Here is a 17,042-nt window from a genome sequence, read left to right as displayed (position 1 = left end):
ATTTTGGATAATTTCATCAAGAAATGTCGGATTAATACATTGGTGGGGGACGATGCCGGGTCGGACTACGCATCAAACCACTCGACAGATACTGGTGGCCACTGTCGTGGGGGCCGCAGTGCTGGTCTCGTCGTTCGGTCTGTATCAGTGGCAGCGCTATCAGGAAGAACTGACCCAGGCCGAGCGCAGCCTGCGCAGTACCGCTTCCCTGCTCGCCGAACACACCGCGCGAACCTTCGAGGTTGCCAAAGCGGTGCTGCGGGTCGTGGTGAACCTGCATGATGAAGCGGCGGAGCAGGGATACGATCGACATACCGTCCACGGCTTTCTGAAAACCGTTCACGGAGGCTCGCCGGTCTTCAAGGCCATCGGCTGGGTTGACGCCACCGGTAATCGTACCGCCTCGTCGCTGTTCGCCGATCCGCCGCCTCTCAACGTGGCCGACCAGGAGCAGTTCCGGGTGCACCGCGATGGCACTGCTGCGGCCGACCAAGTGTACGTGCCGGCCCCGGTGTTCTCGAACCTTCTCAACGCGAAGATCCTCAGCGTATCGATGCGTCTGAACGACCGGGGCCGGGGCTTCGGCGGCATCGCGGGCGGAGTGGTTGACCCGGATTATTTCACCGGCGTTTTTCGCGGCGTTGAGACGCGGCCAAGCGACGTGATGACGCTGTTCCGCCGCGACGGCATGATCCTCGCCCGCCAACCGACAGACGATGCGCTGTTGGGGACCTCGCTGGCGGGCCGTCGTTTCATGACCGAGATCGTCGCGAGCGCGCCGACCGGCGCGTTCCACGCCTGGGGTCTGTCCGATGGAGCGGAACGCATCATCGGATATGCGACCGTGCCGGGCAGCGGCTTCATCGTGACCGTCGCGTCGACATACAGGGAACTGTTCGCCGAGTTCTGGCGAAGCTTCGCATTCGCCAGCGGGCATCTGGGACTGGCCCTATTCGCCTTGGTGGCCGGTGCCTGGTCGCTGATACGGCAGACCCGGCGGCGCGACCAGTTGGCAGCTGACCTGCGGCGCAGCGAGGCGCGGTTTCGCGATCTGGCGGAGTCCTCGAGCGACTGGTTCTGGGAAACTGACGATCAGAACCGCTTCATCTGGTTGTCGGCGTCAGTCGAACAGGCCAGTGGTGTTTCTCCGGAATGGCACTACGGCAAGAGCCGCATCGACTTTTCAGACCAGCCCCAGAGCGTTCCGGGGGCGTGGGATAACCACCTGCGATGCATAGAGGAGCGTCGGCCGTTTCAGGATTTTGAGTATCTGCGCCGCGGTCCGAACGATGACCGATGGATTCGTACCAGCGGGGTTCCAGTCTTTGACGAAACCGGCCGCTACCGCGGTTATCGGGGCTCCGGCCGCGACGTCACCGAGCTGCGCCGCGCCGAGGAACGGTTGCGTGACGCCGTTGAATCGATCCCCGGCGGATTCCTGATGTTCAACCCCGATGGCCGACTTGCCTACGTCAACGCCAACTCGGCCAAGTATGTGCCGGAGATGGCGGCGATGGATCGGATCGGGGACACCTTCGAGGAGATTCTGCGCCGAACCCTGGCTGAGCGATTGATCCACGACGCACACGATGATCCGGAGGCTTGGCTGGCATGGCGCCTGGAACGGCACCGCGCCGCCAACGGCAGCACCCTGGTGCACTACGAGAAACGGGTGGTCGAAGTGGTCGAGCACCCGACCCGCGAAGGCGGGGTCATCGTCCTGCGGTTCGACGTTACCGAGCGCGAGCGCGCCCAGGAGGCGACCTTGGCGGCGCGTGAAGCGGCCGACAACGCCAACCGTGCCAAGTCGGAGTTCCTGGCGAGCATGAGTCACGAGTTGCGGACGCCGCTGAACGCCGTCATCGGCTTCGGGCAACTTCTGCAGATGCCGCGCGGGAACGCATTGTCGCAGAGCCAGCAGGAGTACTGCAGGCACATCGTCAGCAGCGGCCAGCACCTACTGGCGCTGGTGGACGACGTGCTCGACCTCGCTGGCATTGAGGCCGGGCAATTGAAGCTGTCGACCGAGCGTATGGCGGTCGCCGACACGCTGTCCGGTGCGGTCGAGTCGATCGGCGCGGTTGCTGCGAAGGCCGGGATTGCCGTCGAGTTGTCTCTGGAAACGACGGTGTCCGACGTCCGTGCCGACAGCCAGCGCTTGCGGCAGGTCCTGCTGAACCTGCTGTCCAACGCGATCAAGTACAATCGGCCTGGCGGATCGGTATCGGTGTCGGCGCGGGAGATCGAGGGTACGCGGGTTCGTATCCTGGTCGCCGACACCGGCAGAGGAATTCCCGAGGATCGGGCCAGCGAGATCTTCACGCCGTTTCAGCGCCTCGGTGCCGAGTTCACGACCATCGAAGGGACCGGCATCGGCCTGTCGGTGTGCAAGCTGCTGGTCGAGGCGATGGATGGCCGGATCGGCTTCGAGAGCGAACCCGGCCGCGGCAGCACGTTCTGGATCGACCTGCCCGTGGAGACCGCCGCCGCCCTTCCCGAAGCCGCTGCGTCGGCCGGGTCTGGCACTACGATCAACGCCCCGTTGGCCAACGCGGGCGGCTACTCTTTGCTGTACGTCGAGGACAACCCGCTGAACCTGCGTCTGGTCGAGTATCTTGTCGAAACGTTGCCCGACGTCACGATGCATTCCGCTGCGTCCGGGCAGGTTGGGCTGGAACTGGCGCGGGCGCACCGACCCGACGTGATCGTCCTGGACCTCAACCTGCCCGAAATGAACGGGTTTGAGATTCTGGAGCAGCTGCGAATGCATCCTGACACCAAGGACATTCCGGTCCTGGCCCTGACGGCATCGGTAATGCCGAACGAGGTCAACGATGGCCTGGCGGCAGGATTCTTCCGGTATCTCGGCAAGCCAATCAATTTCGATCAGTTCCTGGCGGCCATCGACGCGGCGTTGCGCACACGCCCGGTCAAGCCGCCCGAGGGAGGCTACCAAGCCGCCTCCTGAACCAAGCCGGTCCCGCTACCACCGGTGCGGGACCGCAAAGCCTTCCAGATCCGACAGGTGTGGAACGACTCCCAGTCCAGACTCATCCGTCAGAACCGAACGACCATTGTCGATGGTTCCGAGCGGGCCGCACAGCAGCGTTCGCAAAGGATTGGGATTGGCGTCAATCTCCAGGATGCCGTCGCCACCGGCCGCCGCGAGCAGGTGCGCCGACGCCAGCAATCCGATACCGCCGCCGAGATAGTGCGGGCAGTAGCGCGCACCGGAGGCAAGGATGCGGCCCGCCAGTGGCAGGCAGGCGGTGAGCCCGCCCCATTTCGCCAGATCGGGCTGGACGACGCCCAGCACACTGGCGTCCAGTGCGCTGTCGAACGCGGCGTCGCCCATCAGGTTCTCCCCGGCCGCCAGCGGGATCGCCGTCGCGTCCCGCAGCGTGCGCCAGTCCGACCATGGCGTGTCGGCCCGCAACGGCTCCTCCAGCCAGTCGAGGTCGAACCGCTCGATCATCGGTGCGGCGTGCAACGCCTGCTCCAGCGTCCAGCCCTGGTTGGCGTCGACCATCAGGCGTGCGTCGGGGCCAAGAGTGGAGCGCAGGGCCTGCAGGTTGGCGATGTCGCGGTCGGCGCCGAACCCGATCTTCAGCTTGAACGCCCGATACCCTTCCTCGAAGCGCCGGGCGGCCAGGGTCTCGGGCGAGGTGGGGTTGAGGCCGCTGGCATAGACCGGCACCGTCGGCTCCCGCCCGCCCAGCAGGCGCCACAGCGGCTGTCCCGCCAGCCGTCCCGACAGATCCCACAACGCGGTGTCCAGTCCGGCGATCGCCTGGGCAAACGGCCCCGGCTCGGCGCATTGGATGGCCAGCACCGCGGTGGCCTCGGTCATGTGATGAAACGCGGCCGCGGCGCCGTCGAACGACCGGCCGGTCAGCAGGGGTGCCAGGACGCTGTCGACCAACCGGGCCCGGTGTTCGGCGCCGACGCCGGGGAAGTTGCACCACACCTCGCCCCAGCCGGTCTCGCCGCTGGTGTCGGTGACGCTGACCAACACCATCGGGCGGTCGGCCATTACTCCGAACGAGGTCTGCACCACCTGCTCCAGGGGATATCGGAACACGTGTGCGGTGACGGATGCGATGCTGAGCGTGACGGTCAAGGCTGGCGCTCCGGTACGATCACTCGTCGTCGAATGGCGTCCGGTGTCGGCCGCGCATGACGATGTCCCACCGTAAGCCACCTTCATCGGTTCTGGCGATCGAACCGGGCCGCTGCTCGGGCGGGATGATCATGTGGATGGGGTCCTTCTCGTTCAGCGGATCGCCCGGGAAGTACATCTGGGTTACCAGCTGCGGGCCGCCGCCGAGAATCGAGAAATGGATGTGCGGCGGGCGCCACCAGCCGATGTCGGCACGCGCCAGATAGGCGGCGGGCCGGATCGTCCGCAGACGGTAGGCGCCCCCGCTGTCGGTCATCAGCCGTCCGAAGCCGAGGAAATTCGGATCCAGCGCGGCGTCGACGTTGTTGTCGTCGATGTGCGAGTAGCGCCCGTGGCTGTTGCAGTTCCAGATCTCGACCAGCGCGCCCGATACCGGCCGCATGTCCTCGTCGAGGATGCGTCCCGACACCTCGATCACCTCGCCCTGTGCGACCGGTCGCCCGGGCGCGATGCGCGACAGGTCGAGGCTGCTCGGTCCCGGCCACTCCTGAAGTGGCGGCTGCGGCGTGAATGGGTCGCAGGCCTGCATCGGGATCCGGCGCAGCGGCTGTGCGGGCGTGCGGGCTTCGCTTTCTCGGTCCTGGGTGACCACGGCGAGGGTCCGGGTATCCTGGCGGTCCATCGGGCTAGGTGCTCCAGTCATCGAAGAACGGCGTCTCACCCTCGCCCCGCAGGATGAGGTCGAGGCGGTAGCCCGTGAAGCCGTCACCGTCGTCATCCGCGCACCGACGGGCGATCAGGCGCGCTCGCAGCGGTTCCTCAAGGCTGGCCAGCACCGGATCACCAGCGTTCACTGCCTCGTCGTCGAAGTAGACAAAGGTCACGAGCCGATCGATACCCGACCCGAACACCGTGAGCCGCAGGTGCGGCGCCCGCGTTGCGGAACCGTCGGCACACGGATGGGCGCCGGGCTTGATCGTCTCCAGGCGAAACTGGCCGGAGGCCGACGTGCGCACCCTGGCGAAACCGTGGAAGGACGGGTCGAGCGGCCGCGCGCTTCGGTCGTCGGGGTGACGGTAGCGACCATGCGCGTTGGCCTGCCAGCTTTCCAGGATCATGTTGCGGACGCCGATGCCGTCGCTGGCAAGGATCCGTCCCGACAGGACGACCGATTGGCCATCGGGTCGCTGGCTGAGCCCGGGGCCCGGAACGGCCGCTGATCCCGGCATCACCTCGGTGAAGGCGAACGGGAAGAACGGCCCGATGGTGGCTTCCGGCGTGAAGGGCGGGTTGTTGGATGTCGGCATGCCGGCACGTCGATGGTTGCGGGAGTGTCAGGTTGCTTGGGCAAAGGTCTCGGCGATGGCTTTCTGCAGCAGGCCAATGATCGCTTTGCGGGTCTCGAAGGTGATGCTGGCGTAGTGCGGTTGCAGCACCACGTTCTCGAATTTGAGAAACGTCTCGTCGAACTTCGGTTCGTTGGCGAACACGTCGAGGCCGGCGCCGGCGATGGCTTTGCGCTCCAGCGCGTCGATCAGCGCCGCCTCGTCGACCACCGAGCCGCGGGCGATGTTGATCAGGATTCCGTCCGGGCCGAGGGCCTCGAGGACGCGGGCGTCGATCATCTTGTCGGTCGCCGGCCCGCCGGGACAGGTCAGGACCAGGAAGTCGGCCTGGGCGGCGAGGTCCACCACGTCGGCCACGAACCGGTAGCCGACGTCCGGCTTGGCGCGCGGCCCGCTGTACAGCACGGTGAGGCCCAGGCCCTCGGCCTTGCGCGCCACGGTCTGACCGATCCGGCCCAGCCCGACGATGCCGACGGTCTTGCCCGAGACCCGGCGCGACGGCGTGATCCGCTCGTTGGGCCAACGGCCGGCACGCACGAACTGGTCGGCCCGCACGATGCTGCGCGCGGTGGCGTAGATCAGCGCAATACCGAAGTCGGCGGTGTCCTCGGTCAGAACGTCCGGCGTGTTGGCGACCCGGATCCCCCTTGCCTCGGCGGCGGCAAGGTCGATCTTGTCGAGGCCGACACCCTGGCAGGCGATCAGCTTGAGGTCCGGCAGCGCGTCCATCAGGGCCGCATCGGCACCGGCCATGCTGGTGGTGAGTGCGACGCCGATCCCCGGCTGCTGCGCCCAGGTCCCGTCCGGCGCCTTCTGATGGTCCTGCAGGCGGTATTCGGCGGACAACGCGTCGCGCAGGTCTTTGGGGATGGTCGTGACGACCAGAACGGTGCCGGTCTCGGTCATCGTGATGTGTCTCCGCTGGCTGCTGCTTCCCGGGCGGTACGCAGGTCGGCGAGGATCTGCGGCATCGCCTTCTCGGCGTCTTCCTGAAGGTTGTCGTAAAGGCTGTTGCCGTGGGCATCGATCGCGACCGTCAGCGGGCCGAGCTGCTCGACCCGCAGCTTCACGATCCGGTAGTGCGAGATCATGTCGTTCCAGCTGACCGAGGTCACCTCGCGGATCGCCTCCGACAGCACGGTGCAACCGCCGCCGAGGAAGGAGAGGTAGACGCAGCCGACCTCCTTCATGGCCTCGGCGCAGGCCCGGTCGAGCCCGCCCTTGCCGCCGACCGCGCGCAGCCCGAACGACCGGATCAGAGTCGGCATGTACTCGTTGAAACGGGTGCTGGTGGTGGGGTTCAGGTACAGGACGTCGAACACCCCGTCGTCTTCGGTGTTGTAGCTGCCGAGGTGGAAGAACCCGGCGTTGGTCAGGTCGGTCGGCAACTCGGTGCCGTTCTCCAGGCAGCGCACGATGCGCTGGTGGGTCGGCAGTCCGGCGGTCATCACGATCTCTCCGTCGAGATAGACCATGTCGCCGAGCGCCAGTTTGCGGATGTCGGCTTCCTGGACCGGAAAATTCAGGGTGTAGGTGTTGCCCATCGCGCCGTTCCCTATTCGTAGAGCGTGACGGTACCGTCGGCCGCGATCCTCGCGCCCATCCGCCGATTGATCCAGCAGTTGAAGCAGACGGCGACCGGAATGAAGCCGTGGCTGGCCGCGTAGTCGACGTGCACCGCCAGGGCCGTGGTGTCGCCGCCGGTGCCCATCGGACCGAAGCCGGTGGCGTTGACCGCCTTGGTCAGCCGCGCCTCCATGTCGCGCAGGATCGGGTCGTCGTTGACCGAGCCGAGCGGGCGCAGGGTCGCCTCCTTGGCCAGCTTGGCGGCGTAGTCGAAGGTGCCGCCGATGCCGACGCCGATGATCACCGGCGGGCAATGTTGCGATCCGGCCTTCATCACGCATTGCATGACGTAGGTCTCGATGGTCTCCAGGGACGGGAAGGTGAAGATCTCCAGCGCCGCCCAGCGCCCGCCGCCCAGCGCCTTGGGCGAGCACAGCATGTCGATGTGGTCGGCGTCGGCGATCATGTCGAAGGTGGTGATCGGCATTTCCTTGCCCTGGTAACCGCGTTCCAGGGTCAGGGGGTTGGTCACGTGCTTGAGGATCGGCGGCTTTATGGTCTCGACCAGATGGTCGAAGCCGTCGGAGATCGCCTGGCGGACATCGAAGCCGAGCCGGGCGCCGGTGCCGACCTTCACGAAGTACACCGGGATGCCGGAGTCGGAGCAGACAAGGTGATCCTTCTCTTCGGCGGCCAGCGCGCTGCGCAGCATGAAGTTCAGCGTCTTCTTCGAGACCTCCTTGGTCTCCGCCTCCATGGCGCGGCGCAGCGCATCCTTGGTGTCTTCCGGAACCTTCTTCAGCGCGGCTTCGTAGACCTGGGCGGCGACCGACTTCACAAGGTCGTAAGTGATGGTCATGGCTGGTCTTTCGCGGGCGTCGAGTGGGCGGCGGCAAGGGTGCTCAGGGCTGTCGGCGGCGCTTCGCCATTTGGGTACAGCTGCGGCGTCATGCTGTCGGGCAGGGGGATACGATGCGCGTTCAAGGTCATCGACACCATCGTGTAGTAGCCGATCAGCGCCGTCAGCTCGACGACGCCGCGTTCCTGCCAGCGTTTCAGCACCGCGTTGTAGGTCGGATCGCTGACCTGGCCGGTCAGCTGCATCTCGCGGGCGTAGGCGTAGATCTCGGCTTCCTGGTCGTCGCTGAACCGCGGTGGTTCGGACTGGCGGATTGCTTCGATGATCGCGGGGTCGAGTCCGGCCTTCAGGGCGGCATCGGCGTGGACCACCCACTCCAACTCGCTGTTCCAGCGCCGGCCGGTCACCAGGATCGCCAGTTCGTTGAGGCGCGGCGGCAGGCAGGTACGGAACCGCAGGAACGCGCCGAGCTGCTGCCAGCGGTCCGCCAGCTCCGGGCTGTGCAGCGCGGCGCGCAGCGGGCCGATCACCACGCCGCGCGGCCCGCTGACCACCGAGTCATGGACCTGGCGCTGCTCGGGCGACATGGTTTCGGGCGTGGGAAACGCGATGCGCGCGCCGGTCATCGGTCGGCCTTTCCGGCCGGTTCGGCCCTTGGCGGCAGTCCCAGCTCCGCCAGGATCTGGTCGGTGTGCTGGCCCAGCAGCGGCGGCGGCGTGTCGAACGTCAGTGGGGCGTTGGTGAAGCGCAGCGGGCTGACGACCTGCGGCACCTCGCCGGCGATGGGGTGCGGCAGCTTGCGCAACATCTCCCGGTGCCGGACCTGCGGATCCTCGAACACCATCGGGACGGTGTTGATCGGTCCGCACGGCACGCCGCGCGATCCGAAGGCGTCGATCCAGTGCTGCAGGCTCTGCTCCGCCAGCCGGTCGCAGATCAGCGGGTGCAGGGTGTCGAGATTGCGCACCCGCTCCACGTTGGTGGTGTAGCGCGGGTCGTCGGCCAGTTCCGGCTGGCCGATGGCGTCGGCGAACCGGCGGAACTGCTCGTCGTTGCCGACGGCAATGGCGATGTGCCCGTCGCTGACTGCGAAGACGTCCTGCGGCTGGATGTTCGGGTGCTTGTTGCCCTTTCGCGCCGGCGTGGCGCCGGACACCAAGTGGTTCATCGCCTGATTGGCGAGGCACGCCACCGACACGTCCAGCATGCCGACGTCGACGAACTCTCCCTCGCCGCTCTCGGACCGGCGGGCCAGCGCCGCCAGGGCGCCGATGGTGGCGTACATGCCGGTCATCATGTCGATGATCGGCACCCCGACTTTCTGCGGACCGCCGCCGGGCGCGTCGTCGCGCTCGCCGGTGACGCTCATCAGCCCGCCCATGGCCTGGATCATGAAGTCGTAGGCGACCTGGTCGCGCTTCGGGCCGGTGGCACCGAAGCCGGTGATCGAGCAGTAGATCAGCCGCGGATTGACTGTCTTCAAGTCCTCATAGCCGAGCCCGTAGCGGCCCAGCGTACCGACCTTGAAGTTCTCCAGCAGGATGTCTGACTTCGCCGCCAGCGCCTTGACGATGGCCTGGTCGTGGCTGTCGGCCAGGTCGATCTCGATCGAGCGCTTGCCACGGTTGACCGACAGATAGTAGCCGGCCTCGGTGGTGTCGCGGCCGTCGCGGTCCTTCAGGAACGGCGGCCCCCAGCCGCGGGTGTCGTCGCCGGCACCCTTGCGCTCGACCTTGATCACGTCGGCGCCGAGGTCGGCGAAGATCTGGCCGGACCAGGGCCCGGCCATGATCCGGCTGAGGTCGAGCACGCGGATGTGCGACAGCGGGCCGGCCACGGTCAGGCTCCCGCGAAGTGGAACGGCGACGTGGAGTCGTCGGCCCCACTGGCTTGTGAAGGAGCGGTGTCGTCCTGCACCGCGGTCGCGGCGATCGAGGGGCGGGTCTGGATGTCGGCGTACCAGGCGGCGAGCCGGGGGTATGCCGCTTCCCAGCGGCTGTCGCGGAACCGGAAATCCATCTGGCCGAGCGCGCAGACCACCGCCGCCTGCCCGATTCCGAAGCGGCTGGATGCCAGCATTTCAGCGTTTGCTTCCAGATCGGCGAAGCAGGCCCGGACCTTGGTCTCAAAGGCGGCCAGGATCACAACGTCGCCGCCGCCCTTGCGCAGACGTTCGTTGCGCCACAGCAGAAGGATGTCGGTCAGCCCATCCGCCAGGGCCAGCCAGCGCAGTTGCCGGAACCGCTCGACCGGATCGGTGGGAAACAACTTCGGACCGTCGTCCAGACTGTCGAGGTACTCGCAGATCACCCGTGAGTCGAAAAGCGTGGTGCCGTCGTCCAGAACCAGCGCCGGGATCTTGCCGAGCGGGTTGTCGGCGAGCACGTCTGGATTCGGCGGTGCCGCGAACGCGACGACGGAACGCACACACTCGACCCGGTCGACCAGACCTGCCTCGTGCAGGACGATCATGACCTTGCGGACGAACGGAGACCGGGGGGACCAATGCAGTTTCACGGACCGGCGAGCCTTCCTTGACTGGGGCGTCGACCAACGGGGCGGATGATCGTCAGCGTCGCGCAGGCACGATATTAAGTCAATAAGTCGTATCTATGACCTAATGAAAATTGAAGCGCTACTGGAGGAACCCGAGCAGCGCGCGGTTGAAGGCGACGGGCTGTTCGACGTTGGGAATGTGCCCGGCGTCGGTGATCTCGATCAACTCGGCGCCTGCGATCGCATCGCCCATGCGGGCCATGGTGACGGGCATCGCCCCGTCGCGGGCGCCGACGACCAGCACCGTCGGAACGCGAATGGTCTGCAGAACGTCGGTGAAGGCGTAGGACTGCAGCGCCTTGGCACAGGCGGCAAAGCCGTCAACCGGGGTGCTGGCGATCATTGCGCGAACCCGGTCGGCCTTGCCGGCCGCAATGAAGGCCGGCGCGAACCAGCGCGCGATCATCGCGTCGGCAATCACCGACATTCCCTTGGTACGGGCCTGTTCGATCCGCTCTTCCCAGGCGGCGGCTCCGCCGGGAGCGGTCGCGGCCTGACCGTCGCACAGCACCAGCCGCTCGATCCGCTTGGGGTGCTTCGAGACGACCTGCAGGCCGGTCGGCACACCCATCGACAACCCGACGAACCGGCAGCGCTCGATCCGGAAGTGATCGAGCAGGGCGACCAGATCGCCGCCGAGTTGCTCGAAGTCGCACGGGCCTGTCGGAACACCCGTGCCGCCGTGCCCGCGCTGGTCGTAGCGCAGGACGCGGAATCGCTCGCCGAGCGCGGCGACCTGTTCATCCCATACGCTGAGGTCGGTGCCGATGGAGTTGCTGAAGACCACCCAGGGGGCGTTGTGGTCGCTGCCGTCGAGCCGGCATCGGAACGACAGCCCGTTCGCTTCCACCCTTCGGACTTCCGTCATCTGCCATCCTTGGTCACTGTTGGGTGGATCGGCGCAAGGTTCCAGCGCGCCATCGCCATGATATGCTGAAAAGCTAGTTCATCAACCTTTGGCGAGACCAATAGATGCCAGTCGAGGGGCCGGACAACGCCGCGGGTGCGACCCTGCGTTCCGTTCGCACTGTCGAGGCGACGATCAGCTATCGCGCGCAGGGCAGCGGCCAGTTGGTCCTGATCCTGGCTTCAACCGGACGCGGTACCGAGGAGTTCGGGCCGCTGGCGGAACGCCTTGTCGAACGGGGTTTTCGCGTGCTGCGCGCCGAGCCGCGCGGCGTCGGAGCCAGCACGGGACCGATGGATGGTGTGTCGTTTCACGACTTCGCCAGCGACTTCGCGGCGGTCATCCGGGCGGAGGGCGGTGGCCCGGCGATCGTCGCCGGCCATGCGTACGGCAACCTGGTCGCGCGTACCATCGCGGCGGACCACCCGGGCCTGACCCGAGGCGTCGTGCTGGTGGCGGCCGGTGCCGTGAACTGGCCGAAGGAACTGAGCGAGGCGATCACCATGATCAACGACCCGGCCTCGACCCGCGAGCAGCGCCTGCAGGGCCTCCGGTTCGCGTTCTTCGCCGAGGGATCGGACCCCACCGCGTGGCTCGACGGTTGGCACCCGGCGGTGATGCGCAGCCAGCGGGCGGCCCGCGCGCTGACCGACGAAGCCGACTGGTGGGGGGCCGGATCGGCGCCGATCCTCGACCTGCAGGCCGATCTCGACCCGTTCCGCCCGGCGGAATCGCGCGACGAGATCCGGGCGGTGCTGGGTGACCGGGTGACGGTCCAGGTGATTGCCGGTGCCAGCCACGCGTTGCCGACCGAGAAGCCGCAGGCAGTGGCCGATGCGATCGCCGACTGGGCCGACCGGCTGCCGGTGTGACCGAGACAGAGGTTAGCGCAGCTTGATGTCGAAGCGGACTACGTCGCCGCGGTAGATGCCCTCGGCGATCAGGACCGCAATGCCGTCGCTGTCGACGGCGCAGCGATGCACGAATGCGACCGGGGCGTTCAGCGGCATGGACAGCGACTCCGCGATATCCATGTCGGCCGTCCCGATGGTCAGCGTCTGCTGCGCCTCGGTGATCTCCAGGCCGGGCACGTCGTTGATGAGGCGCAGCGCAGTCTTGGTTTCGATGTCCTGCTGGGTGATGCGGTCGCGCAGCCGCTCGTCGATGTACACGTTGGTCAACAGGAACGCGGCATCGTGCCGCCAGTGCCGGCGGTGCAGGTGGCGATACGCCGGAGCCAGTTCACCGGTCCGGTGGTCGGCGGGTTCGTAGACGACGTTCGGATGGTCCGACAGGATCTCGATCTTCGCCGAATGGCTGGGGCGCAACAGGCCGGACCAGTCGGTCGCCACCGCGCACCATAACTCCTCCTGTGGACGGCGGCGCACGAAGGTGCCCTTGGCGCGGAAGCGCTCGATCAGCTTCTCGTGTTCCAGGATGTCCAGGGCTTGGCGGATCGTCGCGCGCGCCACCCCGCATTCCGCCGCCAGTTCGTCGACGGTCGGGATCTGGCCATCGATCGGCCATTGCCCGGACTCGATCCGCCGGCGGAACAGCGTGGCCAACTGGATGTAGCGCGAGATCGCGCTCCGGCTGAAATCGACCACCTTCTTCTGCGGAACGTTCATCGAGGCTGCGGCGCTTTTTGGATCATCAAATCTGCCATCAACGCCCGTGGAACACCGGGGGACGTTTCTCGACGACGGCACGGGTGGCCTCGCGGGCATCCTCGGTGGTCATCAGCCGGGTGCTGTACTGCTGCTCGCGGGCGTAGCCGTCCTCGACCGGCATGAACTCGACCTCGTTGAGCGCCGCCTTGCCCAGGCGCAGCCCGAGCGGCGCCTTGGCGGCCAGGATCTCGGCCAATCGCCCGGCGGCGTCCGCAAGTTCGGCCGATGGCACCACCTCGTCGACCAGCCCGATGCGGTACGCCTCATTGGCGTCGATCGGCCGGCCGGTGAAGAACATCCGGCGCAGCATGCCTTGCGGTATCAACCGTCCCAGATGGGCGCCGCCGCCGCAGCGGCCGACATTGATCTCCGGCAGGCCGAAGGTGGCGTTGTCCGACGCGATCCGCATGTCGCAGACCGACGCCAGCACGCACCCGGCGCCGAGGGCGGGTCCGTTGAGCGCGGCGATCACCGGCACGGCGGCGTTGCGGACGGCACTGAAGGTGCGGCGGATGATGGCAGCGCGCTTGGGATCATCCTCGACGGTGGCGGCCAGGAACTCGTGCAGGTCGAGTCCGGCGCAGAACGCCTTGGTGCCGGCGCCCGACAGGATGACGCAGTTCACGTCGTCCCAGGTCGACATGCTCTCGAACAGGTCGGCGATCTCACCGTAGAGCTGCAGTGTCAGGGCGTTGACCGGGGGGCGATCCAGCGTCACCCGCGCGATCCGGCCGGCCTTCTCGACATTCAGTGCCATCGTCTTCCAATCCCAGTTGCGCTCGGTCGCACGGCGGACCCGGCTTCAATAGGCAATAAACCTAGCTGTATGATCTAAAAATGTCGAGCGAGAGACGTCCGGCCGCCGGCTGACGACACGCTGTCATACCGGCGTGGCGCCCAAGGGAAAAGACCGGGATGGGGGAAGGCAAGGCGTTGAAAATACGCTAAACAACAACGAGGGAAACCAACTGACCAGCGGTTGATGACGCGTTCCGACCCACTCGACGCCGGCGAAACATTGACGCTGACGCTGCCGACGCTGGAACAATTGGGCAGATCGGTATCCGAAGAGGGTCAAGATGCCTGAATTCGTCCTGCGCTACATTCGCGTGGTTGAGGCGATCAACCGCCGGGTCGGGCGGTTTGCCATGTATCTGATCTTCGTGCTGGTCGGCATCCTGCTGTGGTCGTCGATCTCCAAGACCTTCCTGCTGCCGTCGCTCTGGACGCTGGAGATGGCCCAGTTCGCGATGGTTGCGTACTACATCCTGGGCGGGCCGTACTCGATCCAACTGGACGCCAACGTGCGCATGGATCTGGTGTACGGAAGCTGGTCGCCGCGCACCAAGGCCTGGGTCGACGCGTTCAGCGTGCTGTTCCTGATCTACTTCCTGGGCGTGCTGCTGTACGGCGGCATCGCGTCGACCACCTATTCGCTGGAGTACGGCGAGCGCAGCCCCACGGCGTGGCGACCGTACCTCTGGCCGATCAAGATCGTGATGTGCTTCGGGATCGTGCTGATGATCCTTCAGGCGACGGCAGAGTTCTTCAAGGACATCTGCCGGATCCGCGGGGTGTCGTTCTGATGTCCTACGAGATGATCGCCCTGCTGATGTTCTCGACCATGATGCTGATGCTCATGACCGGGCAGCGCGTGTTCGGCGCCATCGGCTTCGTGGGCGTTGCCGCCGCCATGCTGCTGTGGGGCACCGGCGGCTCGGACATCGGCTTCTCGGCCGCCATGAAGCTGATGAAGTGGTACCCGCTTCTGACCCTGCCGATGTTCATCTTCATGGGCTACGTGCTGTCGGAATCAAAGATCGCCGACGATCTTTACCGCATGTTCCATGTCTGGATGGGGCCGGTGCGCGGCGGACTGGCGATCGGAACGATCGGGCTGATGGTGCTGATCTCGGCGATGAACGGTCTGTCGGTCGCCGGGATGGCGATCGGTGCCACCATCGCCCTGCCGGAACTGCTGCGCCGCGGCTACGACAAGATCATGGTCACCGGGGTGATCCAGGCCGGTTCCAGCCTGGGGATTCTGGTGCCGCCGTCGGTGGTGCTGGTGCTGTACGCGATGATTGCGCGTCAGCCGGTCGGTCAACTGTGGCTGGCCGGGGTGATGCCGGGGCTGATGATGGCCGGCCTGTTCATCGTCTACATCGTGGTGCGCTGCTGGCTGCAGCCGCACCTCGGGCCGGCGCTGCCGGTGGAGGAGCGTCAGGTTCCGCTGGCCGAGAAATTGCGGCTGCTGCGGGCCGGCATCCTGCCGCTGGCGATCTTCGCGGCGATGATGGTGCCGTTCGTGAACGGCTGGACCTCGCTGGTGGAGAGTTCGGCGATCGGCGCGATGACCGCCTTCCTGGCAGCGGTGTTCAAACGCCGGATGACCCGCGAGGTGTTCGAGACCTCGGTGCGCCAGACCCTGGCGATCTCTTGCATGTTCATGTGGATCATCCTGGCCGCCCTCGGCTTCGGTGCGGTGTTCGACGGGCTCGGCGCGGTCCGCGCGATCGACAGCCTGTTCACCCAGCAGCTCGGTCTCGACCCGTGGGTCATCCTCATCCTGATGCAGCTGAGCTTCATCCTGATGGGCACCTTCCTGGACGACACCGCCATGCTGGTGATCGTGGCGCCCTTGTACGTGCCGCTGGTCCAGGCACTGGGTTTCGACCTGATCTGGTACGGCGTGCTCTACACCATCACCACGCAGATCGCGTACATGACGCCGCCGTTTGGCTACAATCTGTTCCTGATGCGGGCGATGGCGCCGCCGGAGATCACTCTGCGCGACATCTACCGCTCGATCATTCCGTTCGCGTTCGTGATGGTACTGGCGTTGGCCTTGGTCATGGCGTTCCCGCAGATCGCTCTGTGGTTGCCGAACCTGGTTTATTCGAAATAATCGAAGAGAGCCTCGCTCAGGGGCCGCAAACAAGAAAACACAGGGGTCTTCACAATGTCGACAAGACGTAAGTTTCTGACCACGGGCGCGCTTGCTGGCGCAGCCGCCCTGGCCGCTCCGGCGGTGCATTCCCAGACCACGATCCGCTGGCGGATGCAGACCTACGCCGGCCCGGCGCTGGCCGAGCATGTCATCAAGCCGGCCATCGACAGCTTCAACAAGGTTGCCGGCGACGAGATGCAGATCGAGCTGTTCTTCGCCGACCAGCTGGTTCCCACCGGCGAGCTGTTCCGCGCCATGCAGCGCGGCACCATCGACGCCGTGCAGTCGGACGACGACTCCATGGCCTCGCCGACCGAGGTGACGGTTTTCGGCGGCTACTTCCCGTTCGCCAGCCGCTACAGCCTCGATGTGCCGGTGCTGTTCAACCAGTACGGCCTGAACGAGATCTGGGACGCCGAGTACTCCAAGGTCGGGGTGAAGCACCTGTCGGCGGGGGCCTGGGATCCATGCCACTTCGCGACCAAGGATCCGATCAAGAGCCTGGCCGACCTGAAGGGCAAGCGCGTGTTCACGTTCCCGACCGCCGGCCGCTTCCTGACCCAGTTCGGCGTGGTGCCGGTCACCCTGCCGTGGGAGGACATCGAGGTCGCGGTCCAGACCGGCGAACTCGACGGCATCGCCTGGTCCGGCATTACCGAGGACTACACGGTCGGCTGGGCCGACGTGACCAACTACTTCCTGACCAACAACATCTCGGGCGCGTGGGCCGGCTCGTTCTTTGCCAACATGGATCGCTACAACGCCCTGTCGCCGCGATTGAAGGAGCTGCTCAAGCTCACCATGGACAGCAGCCACTACTATCGCCAGTGGTGGTACTGGGGCGGCGAGGCATCGCTGCGGGTCAATGGGACCAAGATGAAGCTGACCACCATCCCCGACGCTGAGTGGGATACGGTGGAGAAGGCCGCGATCAAGTTCTGGGACGAGATCGCCGCCGAATCCCCGACCAAAAAGAAGGTCGTGGACATCTTCAAGAAGTACAACGCCGATATGCAGAAGGCCGGCCGGCCCTACCGCTACGGCTGACCTTGGGCCGCTCGGCGCCTG

17 protein-coding genes are annotated in these 17,042 nt (G+C 66.2%); 5 read left to right on the top strand and 12 right to left on the bottom strand.

The genetic code is table 11. The features are described 5' to 3' along the window. The first annotated feature begins 94 nt into the window (after positions 1-94). Positions 95-2,968, top strand: coding sequence for an ATP-binding protein (locus tag RIC54_RS17025; protein WP_350090595.1), 2,874 nt, complete (start codon positions 95-97; stop codon positions 2,966-2,968). Between the two features lie 15 nt (positions 2,969-2,983). Here the strand turns inward: RIC54_RS17025 and RIC54_RS17020 are convergent, their stop codons facing one another. The 10 genes from RIC54_RS17020 to pcaD all read right to left on the bottom strand — a co-directional run bounded on the left by RIC54_RS17020 (position 2,984) and on the right by pcaD (position 11,315). Continuing rightward, positions 2,984-4,120, bottom strand: coding sequence for a mandelate racemase/muconate lactonizing enzyme family protein (locus RIC54_RS17020; RefSeq protein WP_350090592.1), 1,137 nt, complete (start codon positions 4,118-4,120; stop codon positions 2,984-2,986). 19 nt (positions 4,121-4,139) lie between these two features. Further along, the gene (locus RIC54_RS17015) at positions 4,140-4,802 is read right to left on the bottom strand and encodes a dioxygenase family protein (RefSeq protein WP_350090589.1); all 663 of its coding nucleotides are present in this window, start codon (positions 4,800-4,802) and stop codon (positions 4,140-4,142) included. Positions 4,803-4,806: 4 nt separating this feature from the next. Then, positions 4,807-5,427, bottom strand: a complete 621-nt coding sequence (gene pcaG, locus RIC54_RS17010) for a protocatechuate 3,4-dioxygenase subunit alpha (RefSeq protein WP_350090586.1) — start codon at positions 5,425-5,427, stop codon at positions 4,807-4,809. A gap of 27 nt (positions 5,428-5,454) precedes the next feature. After that, positions 5,455-6,372: a 2-hydroxyacid dehydrogenase gene (locus tag RIC54_RS17005; RefSeq protein WP_350090583.1), complete on the bottom strand. Its 918-nt coding sequence runs from the start codon at positions 6,370-6,372 to the stop codon at positions 5,455-5,457. Beyond that, complete coding sequence (locus RIC54_RS17000) at positions 6,369-7,010, bottom strand: fumarate hydratase C-terminal domain-containing protein (protein WP_350090580.1); 642 nt, start codon at positions 7,008-7,010, stop codon at positions 6,369-6,371. Before RIC54_RS17000 ends, RIC54_RS17005 begins: the two co-directional genes overlap by 4 nt. 11 nt (positions 7,011-7,021) lie before the next feature. Beyond that, on the bottom strand, positions 7,022-7,891 hold the full coding sequence (locus RIC54_RS16995) for a fumarate hydratase (protein ID WP_350090577.1): 870 nt from the start codon (positions 7,889-7,891) through the stop codon (positions 7,022-7,024). Beyond that, complete coding sequence (locus tag RIC54_RS16990; RefSeq protein WP_350090574.1) at positions 7,888-8,517, bottom strand: carboxymuconolactone decarboxylase family protein; 630 nt, start codon at positions 8,515-8,517, stop codon at positions 7,888-7,890. The genes RIC54_RS16995 and RIC54_RS16990 overlap by 4 nt, the downstream gene beginning before the upstream one ends. Continuing rightward, positions 8,514-9,728: a CaiB/BaiF CoA transferase family protein gene (locus RIC54_RS16985; protein WP_350090571.1), complete on the bottom strand. Its 1,215-nt coding sequence runs from the start codon at positions 9,726-9,728 to the stop codon at positions 8,514-8,516. The genes RIC54_RS16990 and RIC54_RS16985 overlap by 4 nt, the downstream gene beginning before the upstream one ends. Before the next feature lie 2 nt (positions 9,729-9,730). After that, the gene (locus tag RIC54_RS16980; RefSeq protein ID WP_350090568.1) at positions 9,731-10,408 is read right to left on the bottom strand and encodes a glutathione S-transferase family protein; all 678 of its coding nucleotides are present in this window, start codon (positions 10,406-10,408) and stop codon (positions 9,731-9,733) included. A 118-nt stretch (positions 10,409-10,526) separates the two neighbouring features. Beyond that, positions 10,527-11,315, bottom strand: coding sequence for a 3-oxoadipate enol-lactonase (gene pcaD / locus RIC54_RS16975; protein WP_350090565.1), 789 nt, complete (start codon positions 11,313-11,315; stop codon positions 10,527-10,529). Between the two features lie 104 nt (positions 11,316-11,419). On the opposite strand from pcaD, the gene RIC54_RS16970 reads away from it, so the two are divergent. Then, positions 11,420-12,226, top strand: a complete 807-nt coding sequence (locus RIC54_RS16970; RefSeq protein ID WP_350090562.1) for an alpha/beta fold hydrolase — start codon at positions 11,420-11,422, stop codon at positions 12,224-12,226. Between the two features lie 12 nt (positions 12,227-12,238). Here the strand turns inward: RIC54_RS16970 and RIC54_RS16965 are convergent, their stop codons facing one another. Both RIC54_RS16965 and RIC54_RS16960 read right to left on the bottom strand, forming a co-directional pair. Further along, positions 12,239-12,982, bottom strand: coding sequence for a GntR family transcriptional regulator (locus tag RIC54_RS16965; RefSeq protein ID WP_350090559.1), 744 nt, complete (start codon positions 12,980-12,982; stop codon positions 12,239-12,241). Positions 12,983-13,019: 37 nt separating this feature from the next. Next, positions 13,020-13,781: an enoyl-CoA hydratase-related protein gene (locus RIC54_RS16960; protein ID WP_350151234.1), complete on the bottom strand. Its 762-nt coding sequence runs from the start codon at positions 13,779-13,781 to the stop codon at positions 13,020-13,022. A 322-nt stretch (positions 13,782-14,103) separates the two neighbouring features. Between RIC54_RS16960 and RIC54_RS16955 the strand changes: the two genes are divergently transcribed. The 3 genes from RIC54_RS16955 to RIC54_RS16945 are packed head-to-tail and all read left to right on the top strand — an operon-like array spanning position 14,104 to position 17,021. After that, positions 14,104-14,610, top strand: a complete 507-nt coding sequence (locus RIC54_RS16955; protein WP_350090553.1) for a TRAP transporter small permease subunit — start codon at positions 14,104-14,106, stop codon at positions 14,608-14,610. Further along, positions 14,610-15,932 (top strand): TRAP transporter large permease, encoded by a 1,323-nt coding sequence (locus tag RIC54_RS16950; RefSeq protein WP_350090550.1) that lies wholly within the window; start codon positions 14,610-14,612, stop codon positions 15,930-15,932. Before RIC54_RS16955 ends, RIC54_RS16950 begins: the two co-directional genes overlap by 1 nt. 54 nt (positions 15,933-15,986) lie before the next feature. Continuing rightward, positions 15,987-17,021, top strand: coding sequence for a TRAP transporter substrate-binding protein (locus RIC54_RS16945; RefSeq protein WP_350151232.1), 1,035 nt, complete (start codon positions 15,987-15,989; stop codon positions 17,019-17,021). The last annotated feature ends 21 nt before the right edge of the window (positions 17,022-17,042 follow it).

The organism is Thalassobaculum sp. (assembly GCF_040219215.1).
Taxonomy (GTDB): domain Bacteria; phylum Pseudomonadota; class Alphaproteobacteria; order Thalassobaculales; family Thalassobaculaceae; genus Thalassobaculum_A.
Note: the sequence above shows the minus strand (reverse complement) of the source record. Positions and strands in the feature narration are given on the sequence as shown.